We start from the raw sequence: 20,597 nt of genomic DNA, 5'->3' as shown, positions 1-20,597 counted from the left end.
AAATCTGATTAATCGTTGACAGTTTTTCTAAACAACTTGCATTTAGAATTCCTAATAATATGTGAGCACAAAATATAATCTTGCAAAACATCAGCAAGGATAAAAAGCCTATCCAATATTGTATCTAATGCTAAAAAATATAAAGGATGACGCTAATTTGCACCTACTTTTTTAACTGTTTCGACGTAGGAAACAGCCATACTCAGTTTTTGCCTACCATTAGGAGTTGTCATGGTTTGTGTGCCTCTTATTACACTTTTAGCTTCGCTCATAATGCCGGTTGTTTTATTTATATTTAAGGTGCCGGTGCCGTTGAAAAGAGCCGACACTTTTATTTCTCCCAACTCCGCTGTTCCATCGGGTGTTCCATCTACAGTCATTTTGGTTATTGCATCAAGATAAATTTTATCTCCATCGATACGGTTAACGGTATAAGAAACCGTTGTTGCTTGAGTGATGCCTGCATTTTTCTCGGAATAGGTTTTATCCCATTTAGTACCGTTTACGGGTTTTTCATCAGGCATGGTTCCTCCAAAAATGGTTTCAACTCTTCTTTTCAATTGATTATCGTTATAAGGAAAGAAGTTAATTGCCGGCTCTATACCAGAAGGCGATTGTGCCTGAGCTGTATCTTTTACAGGGCGTTCTTTAATGGTAATTATTTTGCGGCTGTTGGCGTCGATGGTAAAAACATAACTTTTTCCGATTACTGCTTTTACTTTCTCACCTCCATCACCATCCATATCTTCCTGTTTTTGCGAATCGAAAGTTATTTTATCATCACTACCAGGTTCTGTGGCCTGAAATTTAATACTGTTGTAGGTAAGTTTAATATCGTAAGTGCCTTTATCGGCGGCCAATACTTCATAAGTGCTGCCCAATATATTTTCATCGTTCAACTCTAAAACACCTCCCTGTTCGTTCATATCCTGACTGCTGTTGGTTCTTTTTAGTTCGTGATACCATTTATCGCCTACTTGCAGATGTAATTGTAGTGCTTTTTGCGCCATACCCGAAAAGGCTGTGCATACAAAAAGAATAGTCATTATAGCTTTGCTATTTTTCATTTTTGGTTTTAATAAATATTAGGTTAGTAAACTAAAGTTCTTTTCGAACTAAATATTAATTTGTTTTTTGTTGTAACATTAATATTCTATGACGTAAACAAAAAAGAAAACTACTATTGAACCATCCATAATATTTTTAAGTATTATAAAGTATTTTCGAGATAAGAGATTAAATACGTTTAAGATCCACTTTTTGACTAAACAACTTACCTGCGGACACGAATATTCCAACCCAATGCAAAAAGGGGTTAATTTCCGTAGACACCAAAACGGGAACCTGTGCGATGGAATTGTGGGCGGGCGGTTCCGTAGGCCGCAAAAGAGCGAAGGGAATAATTGAAATAGTCGTCAATAAACCATACTAGTTTATTGACGATAAATAGGTTTATTATAATGAGAATGTTTTTGTCCTATCAAATCCAGATTGTTCATTATAGCGAACGTACCCTAGCTGATTAGTCAATAACTTAGTTTTGCCGATTTCAAACTGAGTTATATTTTGGTGATGATGTCCAAAAATCCAATAATCGGGTTCACGGTTTACAATAAAATCGTCCAGATTCGAGGCAAAGGCTTCATTTAAAATACTCCCTAAATAAGCAGGCGGATAATGTTGAAGTGTAGGCACATGATGGCTAACCACCACCTTTTTAAGCCCCTGATTTCCAGAAAGTGTACCGTCTAAAAAATCCAAATTCTGCTCATAGAGCTTATTAAAATGCGCTGGCGTAAACGTACCCCCATTGTGGTTGATGACCTGAAAGTCTCCCATTCGAGGAGGAATATGCCACTGGTTTTCCAGACTGATCTTCGACCATAAGGTCGAAAAGATCAATAGACAATGCTCAACCTGCACGGACATATTGTTAAGCAGCAGCACATTCTTTCGGATTTCCTCGGTAAAAGAGCCACAACGCTCGGTAACATCAGAATAATAATATTCATGATTTCCTGGTATCCAGTAGACCTGATTAAAGTGATCCGCTAACCAGTCAAAGAAATAACTGTGTTTTTCCATGAGTGCAAAAGGAACGATATCTCCTGCTAAGACTAAAATCTCAGCCGATGGAATCAAAGCGTTTTGCTGTAGCCAATTTCTATTTTCTGGAAATTCCAGATGCAAGTCCGAGGCGTATTGAATGTTTATCATCTTCATGGTTTGGCTTGGGACAAATTTACTTTATTTATGGCTAATTTCTCTTCTAGCTCACTCATATCCTTACCTACTTTCGCATCCAAAACTTTCGCATAATGCTGCGTGGTCTTCAAATCCTTATGCCCAAGCATCTTGGAAACCGTTTCCATTGCCACATTATTACTAAGGGTAACGGTAGTTGCAAAAGTATGCCTAGCAATTTGAAAAGTCAGTGTTTTTGTAATTCCGCATTGGTCGGCAATCTCCTTCAGGTAACTGTTCATCTTCTGATTGCTCAATACGGGCAAAACCAAGCCTTCATTTTACAATCTGGATGTTCGCTGTACTTATCCATCAATTTTTTCGGAATGGCCAATAATGGTACGTTTGAAGCAATTTCATTCTTTTCCCCATTGGTGAAAATCCACAGCTTGCCGTCATTTCCCTTTTTAATCTCCGAACGGCTCAGCTTCTTCACATCGGCATAAGAAAGACCAGTGTAACAACTAAAAAGAAAGATGTCCTTAACCTGATCAAGTCTTTTAATTCCGAATTCTTTGTTGGCTATTTCATTCAGTTCGTCGCTGGATAAAAATCCCTTGTCTTTTGCCTTCGCCTTATTCTTATAGAAAACAAAGGGATTATATTCAATCCAACGGTGGGCGAGGCAGAGATTAACAATCTTTCTAAAGTGTTTCATGTATTTTGCGACCGAAACATCGCTGATCTCTTTTTCCGTCCGCAGATAAAATTCATAACCGATAATAAAGGCATGGTCAATTTTCCTAATGTCGATATCCTTGCTTTTATAGTCTTTGAGCAGATAGGCGGTTAGGTGGATTACAGAAGATTTGTAGCCCTTTAAGGTATTCGCCTTGAAACCTTTCCCGATAGAAGCTTCCATTTTTTTATTGTGGTCTTCGAAGATTTCCATCAGGAATTTTTGCTTTTCCTCTTTTCCGAGGTATGCGTTCATCATGGTTTCAGCAGAAATTTCCTGCGCCATCTTTTTAAGATGGGTATGGATCTGCTCGATTTTTCTGTCGATGGCATCGATGTAACTGTTCAGTGTCCGTGCAGGTTCGGAGTTTCCCCTTGCACGGTTTACACTCGAAATCCAATCGTTCGGATCGCACATTCTGCCAATCGAGGCTTCTTTTGGGACGCCGTTGTTTACCGTAATCCGCATGTAGATGGCCTTTGCGCCACCCTTGTAGTACTTTGGTTTCTTCAAGAAAAAATGAAGAGAATAATTCTGACTCATAAAATTGATACATTAATAGGTTAGTAACCCAAGCCCGATTTTCGGGATTGAGCTGCATCGCCTATAAAAAATAATAGAATAGACGATGCAAATCTAGCAATGTGGTCAATCGTAACCAAGATGTTCAATTAATTAACTAGCTGTAAATCAGTTTCTTAAGTCCTTTTCAGTGAGTGCCTATTTTGACGGAGGTACTCACTGATAGTATGGGAATTCGTGTACTTTTTGACTTGTCTGTAAAACAAAAAAGGCCGTAAATCTTAAATTTACAGCCTTTTAAACGTTTTGATATTGAAATTTGTAGCCCGTAGGGGAATCGAACCCCTGTTTCCAGAATGAAAATCTGGCGTCCTCACCCCTAGACGAACGGGCCATTTTTCAGTTTTAAATTTCCAATTTTCAGTAAGCAATTAAAACTGCCAACTGAGAACTACCAACTGAATTGGTAGCGGGGACACGACTCGAACGTGCGACCTTCGGGTTATGAGCCCGACGAGCTACCAACTGCTCCACCCCGCACTCTATACAACTCGTTTTTTTTCTTTGAATTAAATCCTTAACTCTGTTTCCGAATTGGAATGCAAAGATATAATTCGTTTCTTTGTGCTGCAAATTTTTTTTTAAAAATATTTTAATGGCGCATAAAGCAGGTTTTGTTAGTATAATAGGTAAACCAAATGTAGGTAAATCTACCCTCATGAATGTGCTTGTAGGCGAGCGACTTAGCATTATAACTCCTAAGGCACAAACCACAAGACACCGCATTTTAGGTATCGTAAATGAAGAAGAATATCAGATCGTTTTCTCTGATACTCCGGGTATAATTAAGCCAAAATACAGTTTACAAGAGAGTATGATGAGCTTTGTTAACGGATCTTTGACCGATGCGGACGTACTTTTATTCGTAACCGACATCAACGAAGAGCATGATGAGGAAGACGTTCTGGAGAAAATTCTGAACCGTAACATCCCCACAATTGTACTCATCAATAAAATAGATAAAGCATTACAAGAACAGGTTGATGAGAAGATTGCCTACTGGCAGGAGAAGCTAAATCCGGTTGCTATTTATGCAATTTCGGCTTTGCATAAACACAATGTCGACGGATTATTGGATCGCGTGCTCGAAATGTTGCCAGAGCATCCACCATATTACGACAAAGAAGATTTGACTGATCGCTCAGAACGTTTCTTTGTTTCGGAGATTATCCGTGAAAAAATTTTCCTTAATTATCAGAAAGAAATTCCTTACAGTACTGAGGTAATTGTGAAGAGTTTTAAAGAAGAGGAAATGAAAAATGGTAAGGGTGCATTGATCAGGATTACTGCAGAAATTGTGGTCGAACGCGATTCGCAAAAGAACATTTTAATCGGTACGGCCGGAAGCATGCTGAAAAAGGTAGGTACCGAAGCGCGTTTAGAGATTGAGAAATTTTTAGACAACAAGGTTTTTCTGGAAATGTTTGTGAAGGTAATTCCCGATTGGAGAAGTAAAAAGAATTATTTAAAAAGCTTCGGTTACGATAATTAATTTCGATTTTTAGGATATGAAGAAAAATTTGACGTTTCTCTTACTGCTGATCGGTACAGCAGTTTTTGCCCAGGAATCAAACAATGGTAAAAAATTGTGGGCAAAATCTATCCTGAACGAAAAAGCGCCAGACTTAGTTGTTGAAAAATGGATTTCGAACCAGCCCGATACCAAAGGGAAGTTTGTGCTGATCGATTTTTGGGCAACCTGGTGCGGACCATGCAGGGCATATATCCCTACATTAAACGATCTTCAAAAGAAATATGCCGATAAAATTGTAATTATTGGTGTTTCTGATGAAGCAGCAGAAAAAGTAGAAGCTTTTAATAATCCTAAAATCAACTATTTTGAAGCCATAGACACTAAGGGAACGGTAAAAGACTCACTTCAGGTTAAAGGCATCCCGCATGCTATTCTTATCGATCCGAAAGGAATTGTTAGGTGGGAGGGCTTTCCCTTATTGCAAGGAAATCAATTAACCGAAGAGGTAATAAAAGGACTTTTAGAAAAGTATAAAAATTAATATTAATGGAGGTTACGAAAATTAACCTTACCTTTGCAGCCCGAAATAAATCGGTTAGTAGTTGATAGTCAATGGCTGATAGCCAAATAGTTTGAGCAGCTTGCCTAAACATCACGACCATTAACTATAAGCCATTAACTATCAAAAGAACACCATGAGTAATATTATAGCCATCGTAGGCAGGCCAAACGTAGGCAAGAGCACCCTTTTTAATAGATTAACCGAAAGCCGTAAGGCGATTGTAGATGATATCAGCGGGGTAACCCGCGATAGGCACTATGGAGTGGGTGAGTGGACAGACAGACAATTTACAGTAATCGATACTGGTGGTTATGTAGCCAACTCAGAAGATGTTTACGAAGCCGCCATCCGCGAGCAGGTAATGATCGCCATCGAAGAAGCCAGTGTATTAATCTTTATGGTGGATGTAACCACAGGCATCACCGATTTAGATGATGATATTGCCCAGGTACTGCGCAGAAGTAATAAACCTGTTTATGTTTGTGCAAATAAAGTAGACAATACCGCTTTATATAACGAAATCCATACTTTTTATGGTTTCGGATTAGGTGATGTATATGCATTGTCATCAATGACGGGTTCTGGAACAGGAGAGTTGTTGGACGAGGTTGTTAAAAATTTCGAAGATATCCCGGAAGAAGAAAACCAATTGCCTAAAATTACCATTGCAGGTCGTCCGAATGTGGGCAAGTCTTCTTTGGTTAATGCATTAATAGGTAAAGAGCGTAATATTGTTACTGCAAATGCAGGTACAACCCGCGATTCGATCAAAATTCATTATAACCAGTTCGGTCATGAGTTTATGCTGATCGATACTGCAGGATTACGTAAAAAAACAAAGGTTAAAGAAAACTTAGAGTTTTATTCGGTAATGCGTACCATTAAAGCTTTAGAAGAAGCTGATGTTGTGGTATTAATGATCGATGCAGTAGAAGGAATCGAAAGTCAGGATATCAATATCTTCCACCTGGCCGAGAAGAACAAAAAAGGGATCGTAATTTTGGTTAATAAATGGGATCTGATCGAAAAAAATACGCAAACGATGAAAGCTTTCGAAGAGCAGATTCATGAGCGTATCCGCCCGTTTACCGATGTGCCAATTGTATTTACTTCGGTATTAAATAAGCAACGTATTTTTAAAGCAATTGAAGCGGCTTTAGAAGTTTATAAAAACCGTAGCAAGAAAATCCCTACATCTAAATTGAATGATGTGATGTTGCCACTGATCGAGAAATTCCCACCACCGGCATTAAAAGGGAAACACATTAAAATCAAATACATCACGCAAATTAATGCTACTTCGCCAATGTTTGCCTTCTTCTGCAACTTGCCACAGTACATTAAAGATCCGTATAAACGTTTCATCGAGAATAAATTGAGAGAAAACTTCGATTTTTCTGGTGCACCGATCCAGATTTATTTCAGACAAAAATAGGTTTGAGGTTGAAGGTTTAAAGGTGGAAGGTTTAAGGCTGAAAAACACCGGATTAAAATATTAGCAGGGCTTGCATTCGAAAGAGAAAGCAGCCCTGTTTTGTTTTTGCTATTCATGTCATTCTGAACGCAGTGAAGAATTTGTATGGTGTTTACAGTGTACTTTAATGAATTTACTAACGTTCATGCCGTGACAGTTTGGAGGGCAGTGTTTCGTAGGCTAGGGATTCTTCACTGCGTTCAGAATGACAGCAGATACTTTTTTTGTTCGTCGGGATTTGTAATCTCGTCGCGCTGTTCTGTGGATTTGCAATCCATGAAAGGCTAACTCCAAAGACGGGATTACAAATCCCGACTAACGAAACTTACGGAAAAAAAATACCCTTACCTTTACTTCATGCAATTACAAGTACAAAACAGCCTGGCATCCGACATCGATGTCATTTTCGAGTTTTACGATATGGCTATTGCCCACCAGAAAAAAGTATTTAATAAACACTGGCAAGGCTTTAGCAGAGAAATGGTGCAAACCGAAATTGATGAAAACCGCCAATATAAAATTCTTGTAGATGGGGTGGTGGCCTGTGTATTTGCCGTTACGTTTAACGATCAGTTAATTTGGGGAGATCGCGATCATGATGCGATTTATATCCACAGGATTGTAACCCACCCCGAATTTAGAGGTTATTCTTTTGTGAAGGAAATTATCAAGTGGGCTAAAGATTACGCACCAAAAAACAACATTAAATTTATCAGAATGGACACCTGGGCAGATAATGAAAAATTACTCGAATATTATACAGGCTGTGGCTTTGATTATGTTGGGGCAGTAAGCATGGAAAAAACTGATGGACTACCGAAACACTATGAAGGAATCAGTTTAAGTTTGTTTGAGATCCTGCTGTAGCGCATTGCAAACGTGCATCAACGGTAATCATTATCGTCCTCGTTTGTAACGAGGATGAGTGAAATACACATTTGCAATGTGTTCGAATCACTTAAGCCGATACAATCGGCATACTCGTACATCCTCGTTACAAACGAGGACGATAGATTAAGTCACTTCAATTCAATTTTCCAGCTTAACATATCATCCACTTCTCCAAGATGGATAAAGTTGTTTTTTTCTAAAATGGAATACGAGGCCACATTATCTTTTGTAGTGGCGGCAAAAACGGATTTCACTTTTGGCTGCTCCTTGGCCCATTCTATTAATTGACCAACCGCTTCAGTCATAAAGCCCTTACCTCTAAATTCTTCGTAAGTACCATAGCCGATTTCAATTTCGCCATTTGGATCAGGCTCACCAACAAAACAGATATCGCCTACCATTCTATGATCGGGTTTAGATATGATTGTCCATAAGGTATGGTACAGATAATCTTTATCCTTATCGAAAACGTTAGGTAAAATCGTTTCTTCCAGAGCATCGTGAAGCGAAGAAGAGATGTTTTTTTTGGTTGGCAAAAGGCCAAACTCTTCTTCAAGTGAATGATCATCTTTAATGTATTTTAAAAGCTGATCGTGTGTTAATGGTCTTAAAATGAGGCGTTCTGTTTCTATCATGCTTGAGTTTGTTAGATAGACTAATATAAAGTTTTGGGTTTTGAATAACCGAAATTTTAGAACAAGCTTTTGTTAAAAAAAATCTCTTAAAATGCCGAGCGTAATTAATAAACCTTTATTACCTGCCCGGTTACAATGCCCAGTACACTTTTCTCGTAAGTTTTAACCACTTTCTCCATGGTAACCGGAATTTCGCCGGGAAAAGAATCGAAATAAGCAGGCGAATCTTCAACCACGTTAGGACTAACGGCGTTTATACGAACCCCATTTTCGAGTTCTGGAGCAGCAGCGAGAACAAAAGAATTTAACCCTCCGTTTATTGCGCTTAGTGCGGCACCTGCAGCAAACGGATGATCAGCCAATATGCCCGAAGTTAGCGTAAATGAACCACCTTTATTAATGTAATGCTGACCGATAAGCACGAGGTTAACCTGGCCCAATAGTTTATCCAGTAAGCCACTCTTAAATACTTCACCCGTCATCTGGCTTATAGGAGCAAAAGGGCCTTTTCCGCTCGTACTGATCAAGGCATCGAATGGCCCAATCTGCTTAAACATGGCTTTAATCGATGCTTAATTGGTAATATCTACCTGAACATCGCCTTTGGTATTTCCAACGTGGATGACCTCATGTTTTTGCGCAAAAGCTTCCGCTACTTTTTTGCCCAATGTGCCTGTCGCGCCTACAATTATTATTTTCATACAGTATTATGTTTAACATAAAAAGGTACACATAATTTCCCCTCAAATTTCGCAGAAAAGCGCTGATTTGGAATTTTACGCTGCGTTAATCTGCTTGATCAGCGGGAAATTGATAGCCATAGTACAATTCTTATCACGAGGTGTGTTTAACGTGTAAATACTAATTAGCGTCGTTATTAAACATCGGGGTCATTAAAATGTTTGCATAACATCAATCCTGCAACACAATTTCAGCTTCAAGGTCAGCAATCAAGAGATCGATATGCGCTTGCGTAACGTTGGGCATGCAGATGATATGCGAATTTCCTTGCTCAGCTGCCAGCTGCCATTTTTTACAGATTGTTGCAGATGGGGTAGGAAAGTTTACAGTTATGGCATTCGTGTTTCGCCATGCGGCAATACCCAGCACTTTAAGTTTTTGCTCGGTATAAGCTGCAGTTGCTAAACTGTGCATGGCTCTGGTTTTTAAACCTGTTATACCCAAACGTTTAATGGTGTGCCATAAAAATAAGGGGCTATGGCCATTTCTAGATCCGGTAATGGTGGTATCAACACTTCCGATGTAAGCCACCGAACGGGCAATCCGATCACGGTTTGATTTTTTGGCAATCACCACACCGCAAGGCATCGGCGAGCCAAAAAACTTGTGACCGCTAATGGCGATGCTGTCTGCGCCATCTTCAAAGTCGAATGCTGGTCTGGGTTCAATCAATGCACTGTAGGTGCCAGAAAGTGCAGCATCGGCATGGATATAATAATGTTGGATAGCCAGTTTTTTTAAGATGCTTTTAATTTTGGCTACATCATCACGTGCTTCGGTCATGGTGGTGCCAATATTGGCCATGATGATAACAGGCATGTGGCGGTTCATCCTAATGGTGTGTTCAAGATCTTCGTAATCGATTTCTCCATTTTCCTGGGTACGGATAACGATATTTGACATGTTGAGTAGGTGCAGGTTCTTTTGTACGCTATAATGTGTAGCTTCGGAGTAATAAACCATTCCTTTTGGATGTAATTCTCGGGCAAGATACAAGCCATAAAGATTTCCTTCTGAGCCACCATTGGTTACATAACCCCACCAGTTATCTGCAGGGGCACGGAAAAGTTCAGCAAAAAACTGGACTACTTCTTTTTCGAGTTCACGCGAGCCTACACCATAGGTCGAAGTAACAAAAGGATCACCCAGGTTGTTCATCGGGTATTTTAAAAAATCTGAAAGTGATTGATAATCGAAGTCCTTTGAAACGGGATAACCTAAAAATAAATCGGTCTGTTTCTTAACATGCGCTAACAGATCATTTAATACCTGTTGGTCCTTTTCCTTTAATTTGCTCGCTTCCATAAAGATATGATTTGCTGGCAAAATTAATAAAACAAAATATAGTATTATTTTTTGTCTTAAATTAAGAATATTGTATTGAATATGGTTGTATTTGTAAAATTAAAATCCTTTTTAACGGCTGGATTTATCCGCCATAGCATATAAAATATGGCTATTGAAGGTTAAGTAATGCTAGTCTTACGGCGTTGTCGGTTTGGTTTGCAGCCTTGTAATAGCCTACATCGCCAAGATAGTAACGGCAAAGCAAAGCTTTTAGATCATTCAAGATCACATTTTTCGAATTATACAATTGAAAACGGTCTATCGCTACATTTTTGCGTTGAAGATACCCGATAAAGTCTTTAAAGTCGTTATCATTTATAGTAAAGATATTGATGTTCTGCTCTACAAAACTGGCGCTATACTTATTGGTAAGTACATTAAATACATAATCAGAAAGCACTTTTTTGCTCACTAAATTGCTGTAAAACTTGTTGTAGCCACTCGTGTCTAATTTTACAAATACATCTGGCTGGATACCACCAAGAGGTTTGATTTTTCTGGTGGGCTGAACGGTTACACCCTCTGTTTTCTCAATAGAATCTTGAAAAGAGGTACGGTCTCCGGTGAGCTCGCCATCCATCATGCGTTCGTCTAATTCATGTTTGTAGGCGTCGTAACCTTTTTTATACGACTTTTGGATACTGCGCCCTGATGGTGTGTAATATCTAGCGATGGTTAAGTTCAATGCAGAGCCGTCGCCAAAAGCAAATTGCTCTTGTACCAATCCTTTACCAAAGGAGCGGCGGCCAACAATAATTCCTCGGCCCAGATCCTGGATGGCTCCGGCTACAATTTCGCTGGCCGAAGCGGTATTTTCATTAATCAGGATGGCCAGTTTACCATTTTGAAAAGCTCCGGTGCCCGTAGAGAAATAATCGGTACGCGGCTCATGCTTACCCTGTGTATATACAATAAGTTTGTTTTCAGCTAAAAACTGATCGGCCAAACCTGTAGCAGCAGTAAAATAACCACCTCCATTGTCACGCAAATCAAGAATCAGTTTTTTCATGCCCCTTGCTTTCAGGTTGTTGGCGGCAACAGAGAAGTCGTTATCGGTATTGGCGCCAAATTTACTGATCCTTACATAACCTGTTTCGTTATTGATCATGTAGGCCGCATCAATACTGCTGATGTTTACTTTGCCGCGGGTAACCATAATGCGGTTACTTTGCGGTGCACCTGAATGTAAAAGCACCACGCTAACACCTGTTCCTGATCTGCCTTTAAAACGGCCCGTAAGTTGGTCTTTTGGTAAGTTTCTTCCACTTACAACTGCCGTATCAATACTCAGAATTTTATCGCCCAGTTTTATCCCCGCCTGGTAAGCAGGGCCATCTTTAACCACGCCGGTAACCATCATGGTATCGTTAAGCATATAATATTCTATGCCCACACCTTCAAAGTTCCCTTCCAGGTTATCGGTCATGTCCTGCGCATCGGTTGGCGGCAGGTAAACACTATGTGGATCGAGTTGGTGTAGAACGCTATCTATGGGTAAGTTTTGAAGCGAATCGGTATTGATGTCATCAACATAATTACCGTTGATGATGTGTAAGATCTCATTTAATTTCTCATCGCTGTTGTTGGCGAGTTGAGGGCTCTTTTTAACGCCAAAACCTTGATCTTTAATAAATTTTATGCCCAAAAACATGCCCACTATTAAAATTACAGAATAGCTTACAGCGATCAGTATGTTATTTCGGGTGTTTTTTTTCATCAGCGTTACTGCAAATTTATGAAAATTAGCGAGTTGATATATTTTTTAACTGCATTTTCATGTCTTTTGTTTATAATATTTAACAATAATTAACGTGATGGAGCGATAGGTTGAAATTTATGACAGATATTTTTGGGTTTTTAGGGTAGTTTTTAGAAAGAATTTACCGAATTTTATCAAAATTAAATTTATGAATAGAGTTACCGAGCAAGAGTCTAACTATAACCACATCGATCAGATGTCGGTGTTAGAAGTTTTGCAGGGCATTAATAACGAAGATAAAACTGTAGCATTTGCAGTTGAAAAATCTTTGCCTCAGATCGAAAAATTAACATCGGCAGTGGCCGAGCGAATGAAAAAAGGTGGCCGTCTCTTTTATATAGGTGCGGGTACTAGTGGTCGTTTAGGTGTAGTAGACGCATCAGAATGCCCACCTACATACGGTGTTCCTTTTGATTGGGTTGTTGGAATTATTGCCGGTGGAGATACAGCCATTAGAAGAGCAGTAGAATTTGCTGAAGATGACGCCGAACAAGCCTGGAAAGACCTTCAGGAATTTGAAATTAACGAGAAAGATTGTTTGGTTGGCCTGGCAGCCTCAGGTACTACGCCATATGTAATCGGCGGATTAAACACGGCACGTAAGCATGGTGTTTTAACAGGTTGCATCGTTTGCAATACCGGCGGACCAATTGCTGCAGAATCGGATTTTCCGGTTGAAGTGGTGGTTGGCCCTGAGTTTGTAACCGGCTCTACCCGCATGAAATCTGGTACGGCGCAAAAAATGGTATTAAATATGTTAAGCACTACCGTTATGGTTCAGTTGGGGCGTGTAGTTGGCAATAAAATGGTCGATATGCAGTTAACCAATCATAAACTCGTAGACCGCGGTACACAAATGGTGGCCGATGAACTAAATATAGGATACGATGAAGCAGCTGAGTTGTTAACCCGTTATGGAAGTGTACGTAAAGCAGTTGAAGCAGGACACTAAGAAATGAGAGAAGGATAGAGGGAGTAAATGATAGAATGTGGGAATAACTTTGATATTCTATCATTCAAAATCGACTCATTCAATAATTAAAGTATATGCACGAAATTGAGCCTTATTACCAGTGGAGAGATGATTATATTTCGGCAGAAGATGAGCGTTCGCCATTTTACAATACCGAATATTCAGAACTTTACTTCGATAAGCAGATTTACAATTTTTTACTGCACCCGCAATGGGACGAGTTTGGTTCGAATACCCTATACATGAAGGTGTTATACGCCGATTATGATCGCAGTTATGCCGTTATAGAATTTATAGGAGAATGGAACGATGCCATTAACAACGATATTATGTTAATGAAGCGTGATATTTTAGAGCTGATGATGGATGAAGGCATTAATAAATTTATCCTGATCGGCGAAAATATACTGAATTTTCATGCTTCAGATGACAGTTATTACGAAGAGTGGTTTCAGGAGGTAGAAGATGGCTGGATTGTTGGGGTGAATTTCCAGGAACACGTAATCACCGAGTTTCGCGATAATAACATCGATTATTACATTAACTTTGGTGGTGCATTTGACAATCTGCCCTGGCGCACATTAAAACCTTTACAGTTCTTTAAAAAAGTTGAAGAATTGCTGACAAAAAGATTAAACTAAATATTTATTTTTATATAGTTAAATACACAAATTTAAAATGGAACAACAAAATTATCAATATCAAAAAGACAGTGTTTTTGTACAGGAAAAATCTGTTTCTAAAAAATTCTTTGCCAACGTCTTCTTATGGATGTTCGTAGCATTGAGTTTGTCAACAGTCGCGGCCTATTTATTTGGTACAAATGCTGAATTAATGCAATACCTTTTAAATATTAATCCAACAACTGGTAAAGTGAGCATGTCAATTTTTGGTTATGTAGCCATGTTTGCACCACTTGGACTGGTTTTATTAATGGGATTCGGTTTAAGTAGATTATCATTGCCGGCGTTAATTGGCGTTTTTGTGCTTTACTCGGTATTAACAGGAGTTAGTTTAAGTTTTATCTTATTAACTTATACCTCAGGTTCAGTGGTGAGCTGTTTTGCAGGGGCTGCAGGAATATTTGGAATTATGGCATTTATGGGTTACACAACCAATATAGATCTAAGTAAATTTGGCCCGATTTTAATGGTTGGTGTAATTGGGTTAGTGATTGCCAGTGTAATTAATATGTTTGTTCAAAGTGAGCAGTTCAGTTTGTTTATGGCATTCATTGGTATTGCCATATTTACGGCATTAACAGCTTATGATGTGCAAAAAATCAAAAGAATTGGTGAAGGGATCGAAGCTAGCGGCGAACAGGTTCTTCAGATTGAATCTAAAAAAATGGCTATTGTAGCTGCGTTGTCTTTATACTTAGATTTCTTAAATATCTTCCTTTTCTTACTTCGTATTTTCGGAAGCAGAAAGTAATCACTAACAGAATAATATTCTTAAGGCTGCGCAGTTTTGCGTGGCCTTTGTAATTTTATTTGGTAGCAAAGCGATAAATTTTGGAATTGATGTTGCTTTGTTGCATTTTTGTATGCTTATTAAGAAAGACGGAGGGATTAGACCCAACGAAGTCTTAGCAACCTGTAACCATACAAGGTGCTAAATTCTATTCTGCAAATAGCGGAAACAGATAAGTTTAGGATTACGATTCACGTACCAACTTTTTAAATAAGCTTTTTTTGAGATTTGAGATGGGAGACATGAGATTTGAGCGATAAGTTGTGCTTAATAATTCTCATATCACATATCTCAATTCTCATATCTAACGACAAGAATGAGCATAAGAGAAGAATTAGAAAAACGTATTTTGGTGATTGATGGTGCGATGGGTACCATGATTCAGCGATATACCTTAACCGAAGAAGATTTTAGAGGGGAACGATTTAAAAACCATCCCTGTGATGTAAAAGGCAATAATGATTTGCTCAACATCACACGCCCGGATATTATTAAAACCATACACCTGGAGTATCTGGCCGCTGGTGCCGATATTATCGAAACCAATACGTTCAGTACACAGCGCATTTCCATGGCCGATTACCAGATGGAAGACCTTTCTTACGAAATGAGTTTTGAAGGTGCGCGGGTGGCAAAAGAAGCCGTAAACGAGTTCATGGCTGCAAATCCAGACCGCAAATGTTTTGTTGCTGGTGCTATTGGCCCAACCAACCGTACCCTTTCCATGTCGCCGAATGTAAACGATCCTGGTTTTAGGGCAGTTTATTTTGACGAACTGGAAGCCGCTTATTATGAGCAGGTGCGTGGTTTGGTAGATGGTGGTTCTGATGTATTATTAATCGAAACCATTTTCGATACTTTAAATGCTAAAGTGGCTATTGTAGCCATTAAAAAATACGAAGAGGTAATTGGCCGTAAACTGGAGATCATGATTTCTGGTACCATTACCGATGCCTCCGGAAGAACACTTTCAGGTCAAACTGCCGAAGCTTTCTTAAACTCTGTAATGCATGCAAAACCATTAAGTATCGGTTTCAATTGTGCTTTGGGTGCCAAAGAAATGCGCCCGCATATTGAGGAGCTTGCTGCAAAAGCAGGCTGTTATGTTTCGGCCTATCCAAATGCAGGTTTGCCAAACGAGTTTGGTGCTTATGATGAACAGCCGCATGAAACGGCACATTTGGTTGATGATTTTATTGCCTCTGGTTTTGTCAATATTGTGGGTGGTTGTTGTGGTACCACGCCAGAGCACATTGGCTGTATTGCCAAAAATGCGAGAAAAGCTGAGCCTCGGAAAATACCTGTTCTTGAGCCTTACATGCGTTTAAGCGGATTGGAGCCTGTAACCATCACTCCTGAGAGCATTTTTGTAAATATTGGTGAAAGAACAAATATTACCGGATCTCCAAAATTCTCTAAACTGATTTTGGGCGGCGATTATGAAGCGGCACTGGCCGTTGCCTTACAACAGGTTGAAGGTGGTGCGCAGGTAATCGATGTGAATATGGATGAGGGGATGTTGGATTCGGAAGCAGCAATGACCAAATTCTTAAACCTCATTGCCTCTGAACCTGATATTGCCAAATTGCCCATCATGGTCGATTCATCCAAATGGTCGGTTATTGAAAATGGCTTAAAATGTTTGCAGGGAAAAGGAATTGTAAACTCTATCTCATTGAAAGAAGGGGAAGATAAATTCCGCGAAAGTGCACGCAAAATTATGCAATACGGTGCTGCGGTAGTAGTAATGGCTTTTGATGAGCAGGGACAGGCCGATAATTACGAACGCAGAAAAGAAATCTGTAAAAGAAGTTACGATATTCTGGTACACGAAATCGGTTTCCCGGCAGAGGATATTATTTTCGATCCGAACATCTTAACGGTGGCAACCGGATTAGAAGAGCATAATAATTATGCTGTCGATTTTATAAATGCCACCCGTTGGATCAAAGAAAACCTACCTCATGCTAAAGTGAGTGGAGGGGTTTCTAATATTTCTTTCTCTTTCAGGGGAAATAATACCGTTCGCGAAGCAATGCACTCCGCATTTCTTTATCACGCCATTCAGGCTGGTTTAGATATGGGGATCGTAAACGCAGGGATGTTAGAAGTTTATCAGGAAATTCCACCCGAATTGTTAGAAAGGGTAGAGGATGTACTTTTAAACCGAAGAGACGATGCTACAGAGCGTTTGGTAGAATATGCCGATACCGTAAAATCGAAAGGTAAAGAGGTAGTTAAAGATGAAGAGTGGAGAAAAGGTTCTGTTGAAGAGCGGTTATCGCATTCTTTAGTAAAGGGAATTGTAGAATACCTGGATGATGATGTGGAAGAGGCCAGGCAAAAATATGCCCGCCCGATTCAGGTAATCGAAGGACCGTTGATGGATGGGATGAACATTGTGGGTGATTTATTCGGTGCCGGAAAAATGTTCTTGCCACAAGTGGTAAAATCGGCAAGGGTAATGAAAAAAGCCGTAGCCTATTTATTGCCATTTATCGAACAGGAAAAACTGGATAATCCCGATCAGGATCAAAGTTCATCTGCAGGAAGAGTTTTAATGGCCACTGTAAAAGGCGATGTGCACGATATTGGAAAAAATATTGTGGGTGTAGTATTGGCTTGTAATAACTTCGAAATTGTTGATATGGGCGTGATGGTTCCTGCGCAGGAAATCATCAAAAAAGCCAAAGAAATAAAAGCCGATATTATTGGTTTAAGTGGATTGATTACACCATCACTTGATGAAATGGTTCACTTTGCCAAAGAAATGGAGCGCGAAGGTTTTACCATTCCCTTAATTATCGGTGGGGCCACTACTTCAAGAATCCATGCTGCTGTAAAAGTAGCGCCAAATTATTCAGGTCCTGCTATCCACGTGTTAGATGCTTCCAGAAGTGTTACTGTTTGCAGCACCTTGATGAATCCTGAAACAAAAGACGATTATGTGGCAGGTATCAGAGCAGAATATGACAAAGCCCGCGAAGCGCATTTAAATAAGCGATCGGATAAACGTTTTAAAACCTTAGAAGAAGCGCGTGCAAATAAATTTAAGATCGATTTTCAACCTAACCTACCCGTTCCGGAATTTACAGGCACAAGGGTGTTTGATAATTACCCCTTAGAAGAACTGGTTCCCTATATCGATTGGACGCCGTTTTTCCATACCTGGGAACTCCGTGGCAGTTATCCGAAAATTTTCGATGATAAAAATGTAGGGGATGAGGCAAAGAAACTTTTTGATGATGCACAGACTTTATTAAAACGCATCCTCGACGAAAAACTGTTAACAGCAAGAGCCGTAATTGGTTTCTGGCCAGCAAATGCGGTAGGAGACGATATTCAGTTAACAGTTGCCGGTGATCAGTTGTCAAATGACTCAGAACTGAAAACTGAGAACTCCAAACTGGTAACTATCCACACCCTCCGCCAGCAGGCCGAAAAAGTAGATGGGCAGCCTTATTATGCTTTGTCTGATTTTATTGCACCGAAAGAAAGTGGTATTCAGGATTATTTTGGTGGTTTTGCTGTAACCGCTGGTATCGGGATTGATGAACTGGTAAATGAGTTCGAATCCAATTACGATGATTACAATAGTATAATGGCTAAAGCATTGGCAGATCGTTTGGCTGAAGCTTTCGCAGAACGCTTGCACGAACGTGTGCGTAAAGAATACTGGGGTTATGCACAAGATGAAAATCTGAGCAATCAGGAACTGATTAAGGAAGAATATGCAGGTATCCGTCCCGCGCCAGGTTATCCTGCCTGTCCGGAACACACCGAAAAAGGAACTTTATTCCAATTGCTTGATGCGGAGAATAAAATTGGACTTCACTTAACCGAAAGTTATGCCATGTATCCAACAGCGGCGGTAAGTGGGTTTTATTTCGCGCATCCCGATTCGAGGTATTTTGGATTAGGAAAAATTACCAAAGATCAGATTGAAGATTACGCCATCAGAAAGAATATGCCGGTTGAAGAAGTAGAGCGGTGGTTAAGTCCAAATTTAGCTTATTAACCCCCAGCCCCTAAAGGGGAGGGAATCGTTTACAAATTAAAAATTTAAAGCCCCTTTAGGGGTTGGGGTATGAAGATTACAGACCATATAAAAAACGCAAAGGGTAAAACCTTGTTCTCTTTTGAACTATTGCCGCCTATTAAAGGGCAAAGTATACAATGGATTTATGATGCGATAGAGCCATTATTAGAATTTAATCCTCCTTTTATTGATGTAACTTCGCTCCGCGAGGATTACATTTATAAAGAACAGGCGAATGGTTTGCTACAAAAGGTATCTTATCGTAAGCGCCCGGGAACCATTGCCATTTGTGCTGCCATTATCCATAAATATAAGGTAGATGCCGTTCCACATCTTATTTGCGGTGGATTTACCAAAGAAGAAACCGAAAATGCATTGATTGATTTACAGTTTTTGGGTATTGATAATGTTTTGGCTTTGCGAGGCGATGCCCGTAAGGCAGATGGGAATTTCGTGCCAACGCCTGGCGGACACTGTTATGCTACAGATTTGATTGAGCATATCAAGAACCATAATGAAGGTAAGTTTCTCCACGAAGATATAGAAACCTTTAAAAGCGATTTCTGTATCGGTGTGGCTGGCTATCCTGAAAAACACTTCGAAGCACCTAACATGAGTACTGATTTCAAATACCTGAAAAAGAAAGTTGAAGCAGGGGCAGAGTTTATTGTTACGCAGATGTTTTTCGATAATCAGAAGTATTTCGACTTTGTAAAAAAATGCAGGGAAAACGATATCAATATTCCAATTATACCAGGTTTGAAGCCGATTAGTACCTTATCGCAGTTAAATGTACTGCCTAAGATTTTTCACATTGACTTACCTGATGAGTTAACGGATGCACTATCGCACGCTAAAAATAATAATGAGGCAAAAGAAATAGGTACCGAAGCCATGATTAAACAATGTAAAGAACTGATTGATTTCGGTGCCCCGGTACTACACTTTTACACCATGGGCCGCCCTGAACAGACCAAAAAAATTGCGAAAGCTATATTTTAATGAGCTGACTGGTTAGTCGGGATTTGCAATCCCGTCCTTTGGATTATCTGTTAGTGGATTTAAAATCCACAGTACATAACGTCGAGATTACAAATCTCGACGAACAAAACGTTTCGTTAGTCGGGATTTGCAATCCCGTCCTTTGGATTATCCTTTAGTGGATTTTAAACTACAGTACATAACGTCGAGATTTTAAATCTCGACCAACAAAACCTGGTTAGTCGGGATTTGTAATCCCGACTCTAGAATATCAAATTCAATAATCATGAATAATCTAAATATCGACCAACAAAACCTTGATGCCATACTAACAGAAGTTAACCAACAGGGAATAGATTATTTAAACCAAATTCATGACGGCCTACGGCCAGTTCTGCTGAAGTAGAGATTATTCGGGATTTAAGCGAGCGAGGTTTTGGTACACTTAAAGTCTTGAAACAATTTAACCAGCGCTTCGAACCCATTATGGTGGCCTCGTCTGGGCCAAGGTACTGGGGTTTTGTAACCGGAGGAACAACACCTGCGGCTATTGCTGGCGATTGGCTGTCGACTATCTACGATCAGGCAAAAAATGCTACTATTACCAAGGTAGATTATGAAAGTTTAATCCCGCTTTTGGTTGCCAGCATAAAGGAACAACAGCAGCAAATTGAAGCACTTAAGCGTGAGTTGAAAACACTAAAATCGCAAAATGCTAAATAATTTTTTAGGTAGTTGGTCCG

At 39.5% G+C, this 20,597-nt stretch carries 19 protein-coding genes, 2 tRNA genes and 1 riboswitch; of the genes, 10 read left to right on the top strand and 11 right to left on the bottom strand.

Annotated elements, in window-relative coordinates:
- Window positions 1-152: 152 nt before the first annotated feature.
- From AW17_RS03825 to AW17_RS03805, 6 genes are all read right to left on the bottom strand, one after another.
- Window positions 153-1,067: a DUF6263 family protein gene (locus AW17_RS03825; RefSeq protein WP_029274795.1), complete on the bottom strand. Its 915-nt coding sequence runs from the start codon at window positions 1,065-1,067 to the stop codon at window positions 153-155.
- A gap of 388 nt (window positions 1,068-1,455) precedes the next feature.
- Window positions 1,456-2,223: a metallophosphoesterase gene (locus tag AW17_RS03820; protein ID WP_245235005.1), complete on the bottom strand. Its 768-nt coding sequence runs from the start codon at window positions 2,221-2,223 to the stop codon at window positions 1,456-1,458.
- Entirely contained in the window at window positions 2,220-2,486 is a 267-nt protein-coding gene (locus AW17_RS24825; RefSeq protein WP_245235004.1) for a tyrosine-type recombinase/integrase, read from the bottom strand. Before AW17_RS24825 ends, AW17_RS03820 begins: the two co-directional genes overlap by 4 nt.
- Window positions 2,487-2,497: 11 nt before the next feature.
- Entirely contained in the window at window positions 2,498-3,466 is a 969-nt protein-coding gene (locus tag AW17_RS03815; RefSeq protein ID WP_245235003.1) for a site-specific integrase, read from the bottom strand.
- A gap of 301 nt (window positions 3,467-3,767) precedes the next feature.
- Window positions 3,768-3,839: transfer RNA gene (locus tag AW17_RS03810), tRNA-Glu, on the bottom strand.
- 70 nt (window positions 3,840-3,909) lie between these two features.
- A tRNA-Met gene (locus AW17_RS03805) sits at window positions 3,910-3,985 on the bottom strand.
- Between the two features lie 115 nt (window positions 3,986-4,100).
- Between AW17_RS03805 and era the strand changes: the two genes are divergently transcribed.
- The 4 genes from era (at window position 4,101) to AW17_RS03785 (ending at window position 7,882) form a co-directional block, all read left to right on the top strand.
- Window positions 4,101-4,997, top strand: coding sequence for a GTPase Era (gene era, locus AW17_RS03800; protein ID WP_029274793.1), 897 nt, complete (start codon window positions 4,101-4,103; stop codon window positions 4,995-4,997).
- 16 nt (window positions 4,998-5,013) lie between these two features.
- Window positions 5,014-5,520 (top strand): TlpA family protein disulfide reductase, encoded by a 507-nt coding sequence (locus AW17_RS03795; protein WP_029274792.1) that lies wholly within the window; start codon window positions 5,014-5,016, stop codon window positions 5,518-5,520.
- Between the two features lie 154 nt (window positions 5,521-5,674).
- Window positions 5,675-6,976 carry a ribosome biogenesis GTPase Der gene (der, locus tag AW17_RS03790; RefSeq protein WP_029274791.1) on the top strand — a complete coding sequence of 434 codons (1,302 nt, stop codon included), beginning with the start codon at window positions 5,675-5,677 and terminating at the stop codon, window positions 6,974-6,976.
- A gap of 396 nt (window positions 6,977-7,372) precedes the next feature.
- Window positions 7,373-7,882, top strand: coding sequence for a GNAT family N-acetyltransferase (locus AW17_RS03785; protein ID WP_029274790.1), 510 nt, complete (start codon window positions 7,373-7,375; stop codon window positions 7,880-7,882).
- A 152-nt stretch (window positions 7,883-8,034) separates the two neighbouring features.
- On the opposite strand, the gene AW17_RS03780 is transcribed toward AW17_RS03785, so the two are convergent.
- From AW17_RS03780 to AW17_RS03765, 5 genes are all read right to left on the bottom strand, one after another.
- Complete coding sequence (locus AW17_RS03780) at window positions 8,035-8,541, bottom strand: GNAT family N-acetyltransferase (RefSeq protein WP_029274789.1); 507 nt, start codon at window positions 8,539-8,541, stop codon at window positions 8,035-8,037.
- Window positions 8,542-8,645: 104 nt separating this feature from the next.
- Window positions 8,646-9,107, bottom strand: coding sequence for a short chain dehydrogenase (locus AW17_RS03775; RefSeq protein ID WP_342421133.1), 462 nt, complete (start codon window positions 9,105-9,107; stop codon window positions 8,646-8,648).
- Between the two features lie 6 nt (window positions 9,108-9,113).
- Window positions 9,114-9,242, bottom strand: coding sequence for a Rossmann-fold NAD(P)-binding domain-containing protein (locus AW17_RS25085; RefSeq protein ID WP_280739920.1), 129 nt, complete (start codon window positions 9,240-9,242; stop codon window positions 9,114-9,116).
- 211 nt (window positions 9,243-9,453) lie between these two features.
- Window positions 9,454-10,587: a histidine decarboxylase gene (locus AW17_RS03770; RefSeq protein WP_029274788.1), complete on the bottom strand. Its 1,134-nt coding sequence runs from the start codon at window positions 10,585-10,587 to the stop codon at window positions 9,454-9,456.
- A 151-nt stretch (window positions 10,588-10,738) separates the two neighbouring features.
- The gene (locus tag AW17_RS03765) at window positions 10,739-12,346 is read right to left on the bottom strand and encodes a S41 family peptidase (RefSeq protein WP_029274787.1); all 1,608 of its coding nucleotides are present in this window, start codon (window positions 12,344-12,346) and stop codon (window positions 10,739-10,741) included.
- 190 nt (window positions 12,347-12,536) lie between these two features.
- On the opposite strand from AW17_RS03765, the gene murQ reads away from it, so the two are divergent.
- From murQ to AW17_RS03735, 6 genes are all read left to right on the top strand, one after another.
- Window positions 12,537-13,340: an N-acetylmuramic acid 6-phosphate etherase gene (murQ, locus tag AW17_RS03760; RefSeq protein ID WP_029274786.1), complete on the top strand. Its 804-nt coding sequence runs from the start codon at window positions 12,537-12,539 to the stop codon at window positions 13,338-13,340.
- Between the two features lie 95 nt (window positions 13,341-13,435).
- Complete coding sequence (locus AW17_RS03755) at window positions 13,436-14,002, top strand: hypothetical protein (RefSeq protein WP_029274785.1); 567 nt, start codon at window positions 13,436-13,438, stop codon at window positions 14,000-14,002.
- A 37-nt stretch (window positions 14,003-14,039) separates the two neighbouring features.
- Window positions 14,040-14,795, top strand: a complete 756-nt coding sequence (locus AW17_RS03750) for a Bax inhibitor-1/YccA family protein (RefSeq protein ID WP_029274784.1) — start codon at window positions 14,040-14,042, stop codon at window positions 14,793-14,795.
- Window positions 14,796-14,908: 113 nt separating this feature from the next.
- Window positions 14,909-15,013, top strand: a riboswitch (SAM riboswitch).
- Between the two features lie 137 nt (window positions 15,014-15,150).
- A complete protein-coding gene (gene metH / locus AW17_RS03745; protein WP_029274783.1) occupies window positions 15,151-18,852 on the top strand; it encodes a methionine synthase in 3,702 nt (1,233 codons plus the stop codon).
- A 69-nt stretch (window positions 18,853-18,921) separates the two neighbouring features.
- Window positions 18,922-19,875: a methylenetetrahydrofolate reductase [NAD(P)H] gene (gene metF / locus AW17_RS03740; protein WP_029274782.1), complete on the top strand. Its 954-nt coding sequence runs from the start codon at window positions 18,922-18,924 to the stop codon at window positions 19,873-19,875.
- Window positions 19,876-20,307: 432 nt separating this feature from the next.
- Window positions 20,308-20,577: a hypothetical protein gene (locus AW17_RS03735; RefSeq protein ID WP_029274780.1), complete on the top strand. Its 270-nt coding sequence runs from the start codon at window positions 20,308-20,310 to the stop codon at window positions 20,575-20,577.
- The last annotated feature ends 20 nt before the right edge of the window (window positions 20,578-20,597 follow it).

The sequence above is a fragment of the Pedobacter borealis DSM 19626 genome, assembly GCF_000708285.2.
Lineage (GTDB): Bacteria > Bacteroidota > Bacteroidia > Sphingobacteriales > Sphingobacteriaceae > Pedobacter > Pedobacter borealis.
The sequence above is the reverse complement of the archived record's forward strand: the minus strand, read 5'-3'. Positions and strand labels throughout refer to the sequence as shown.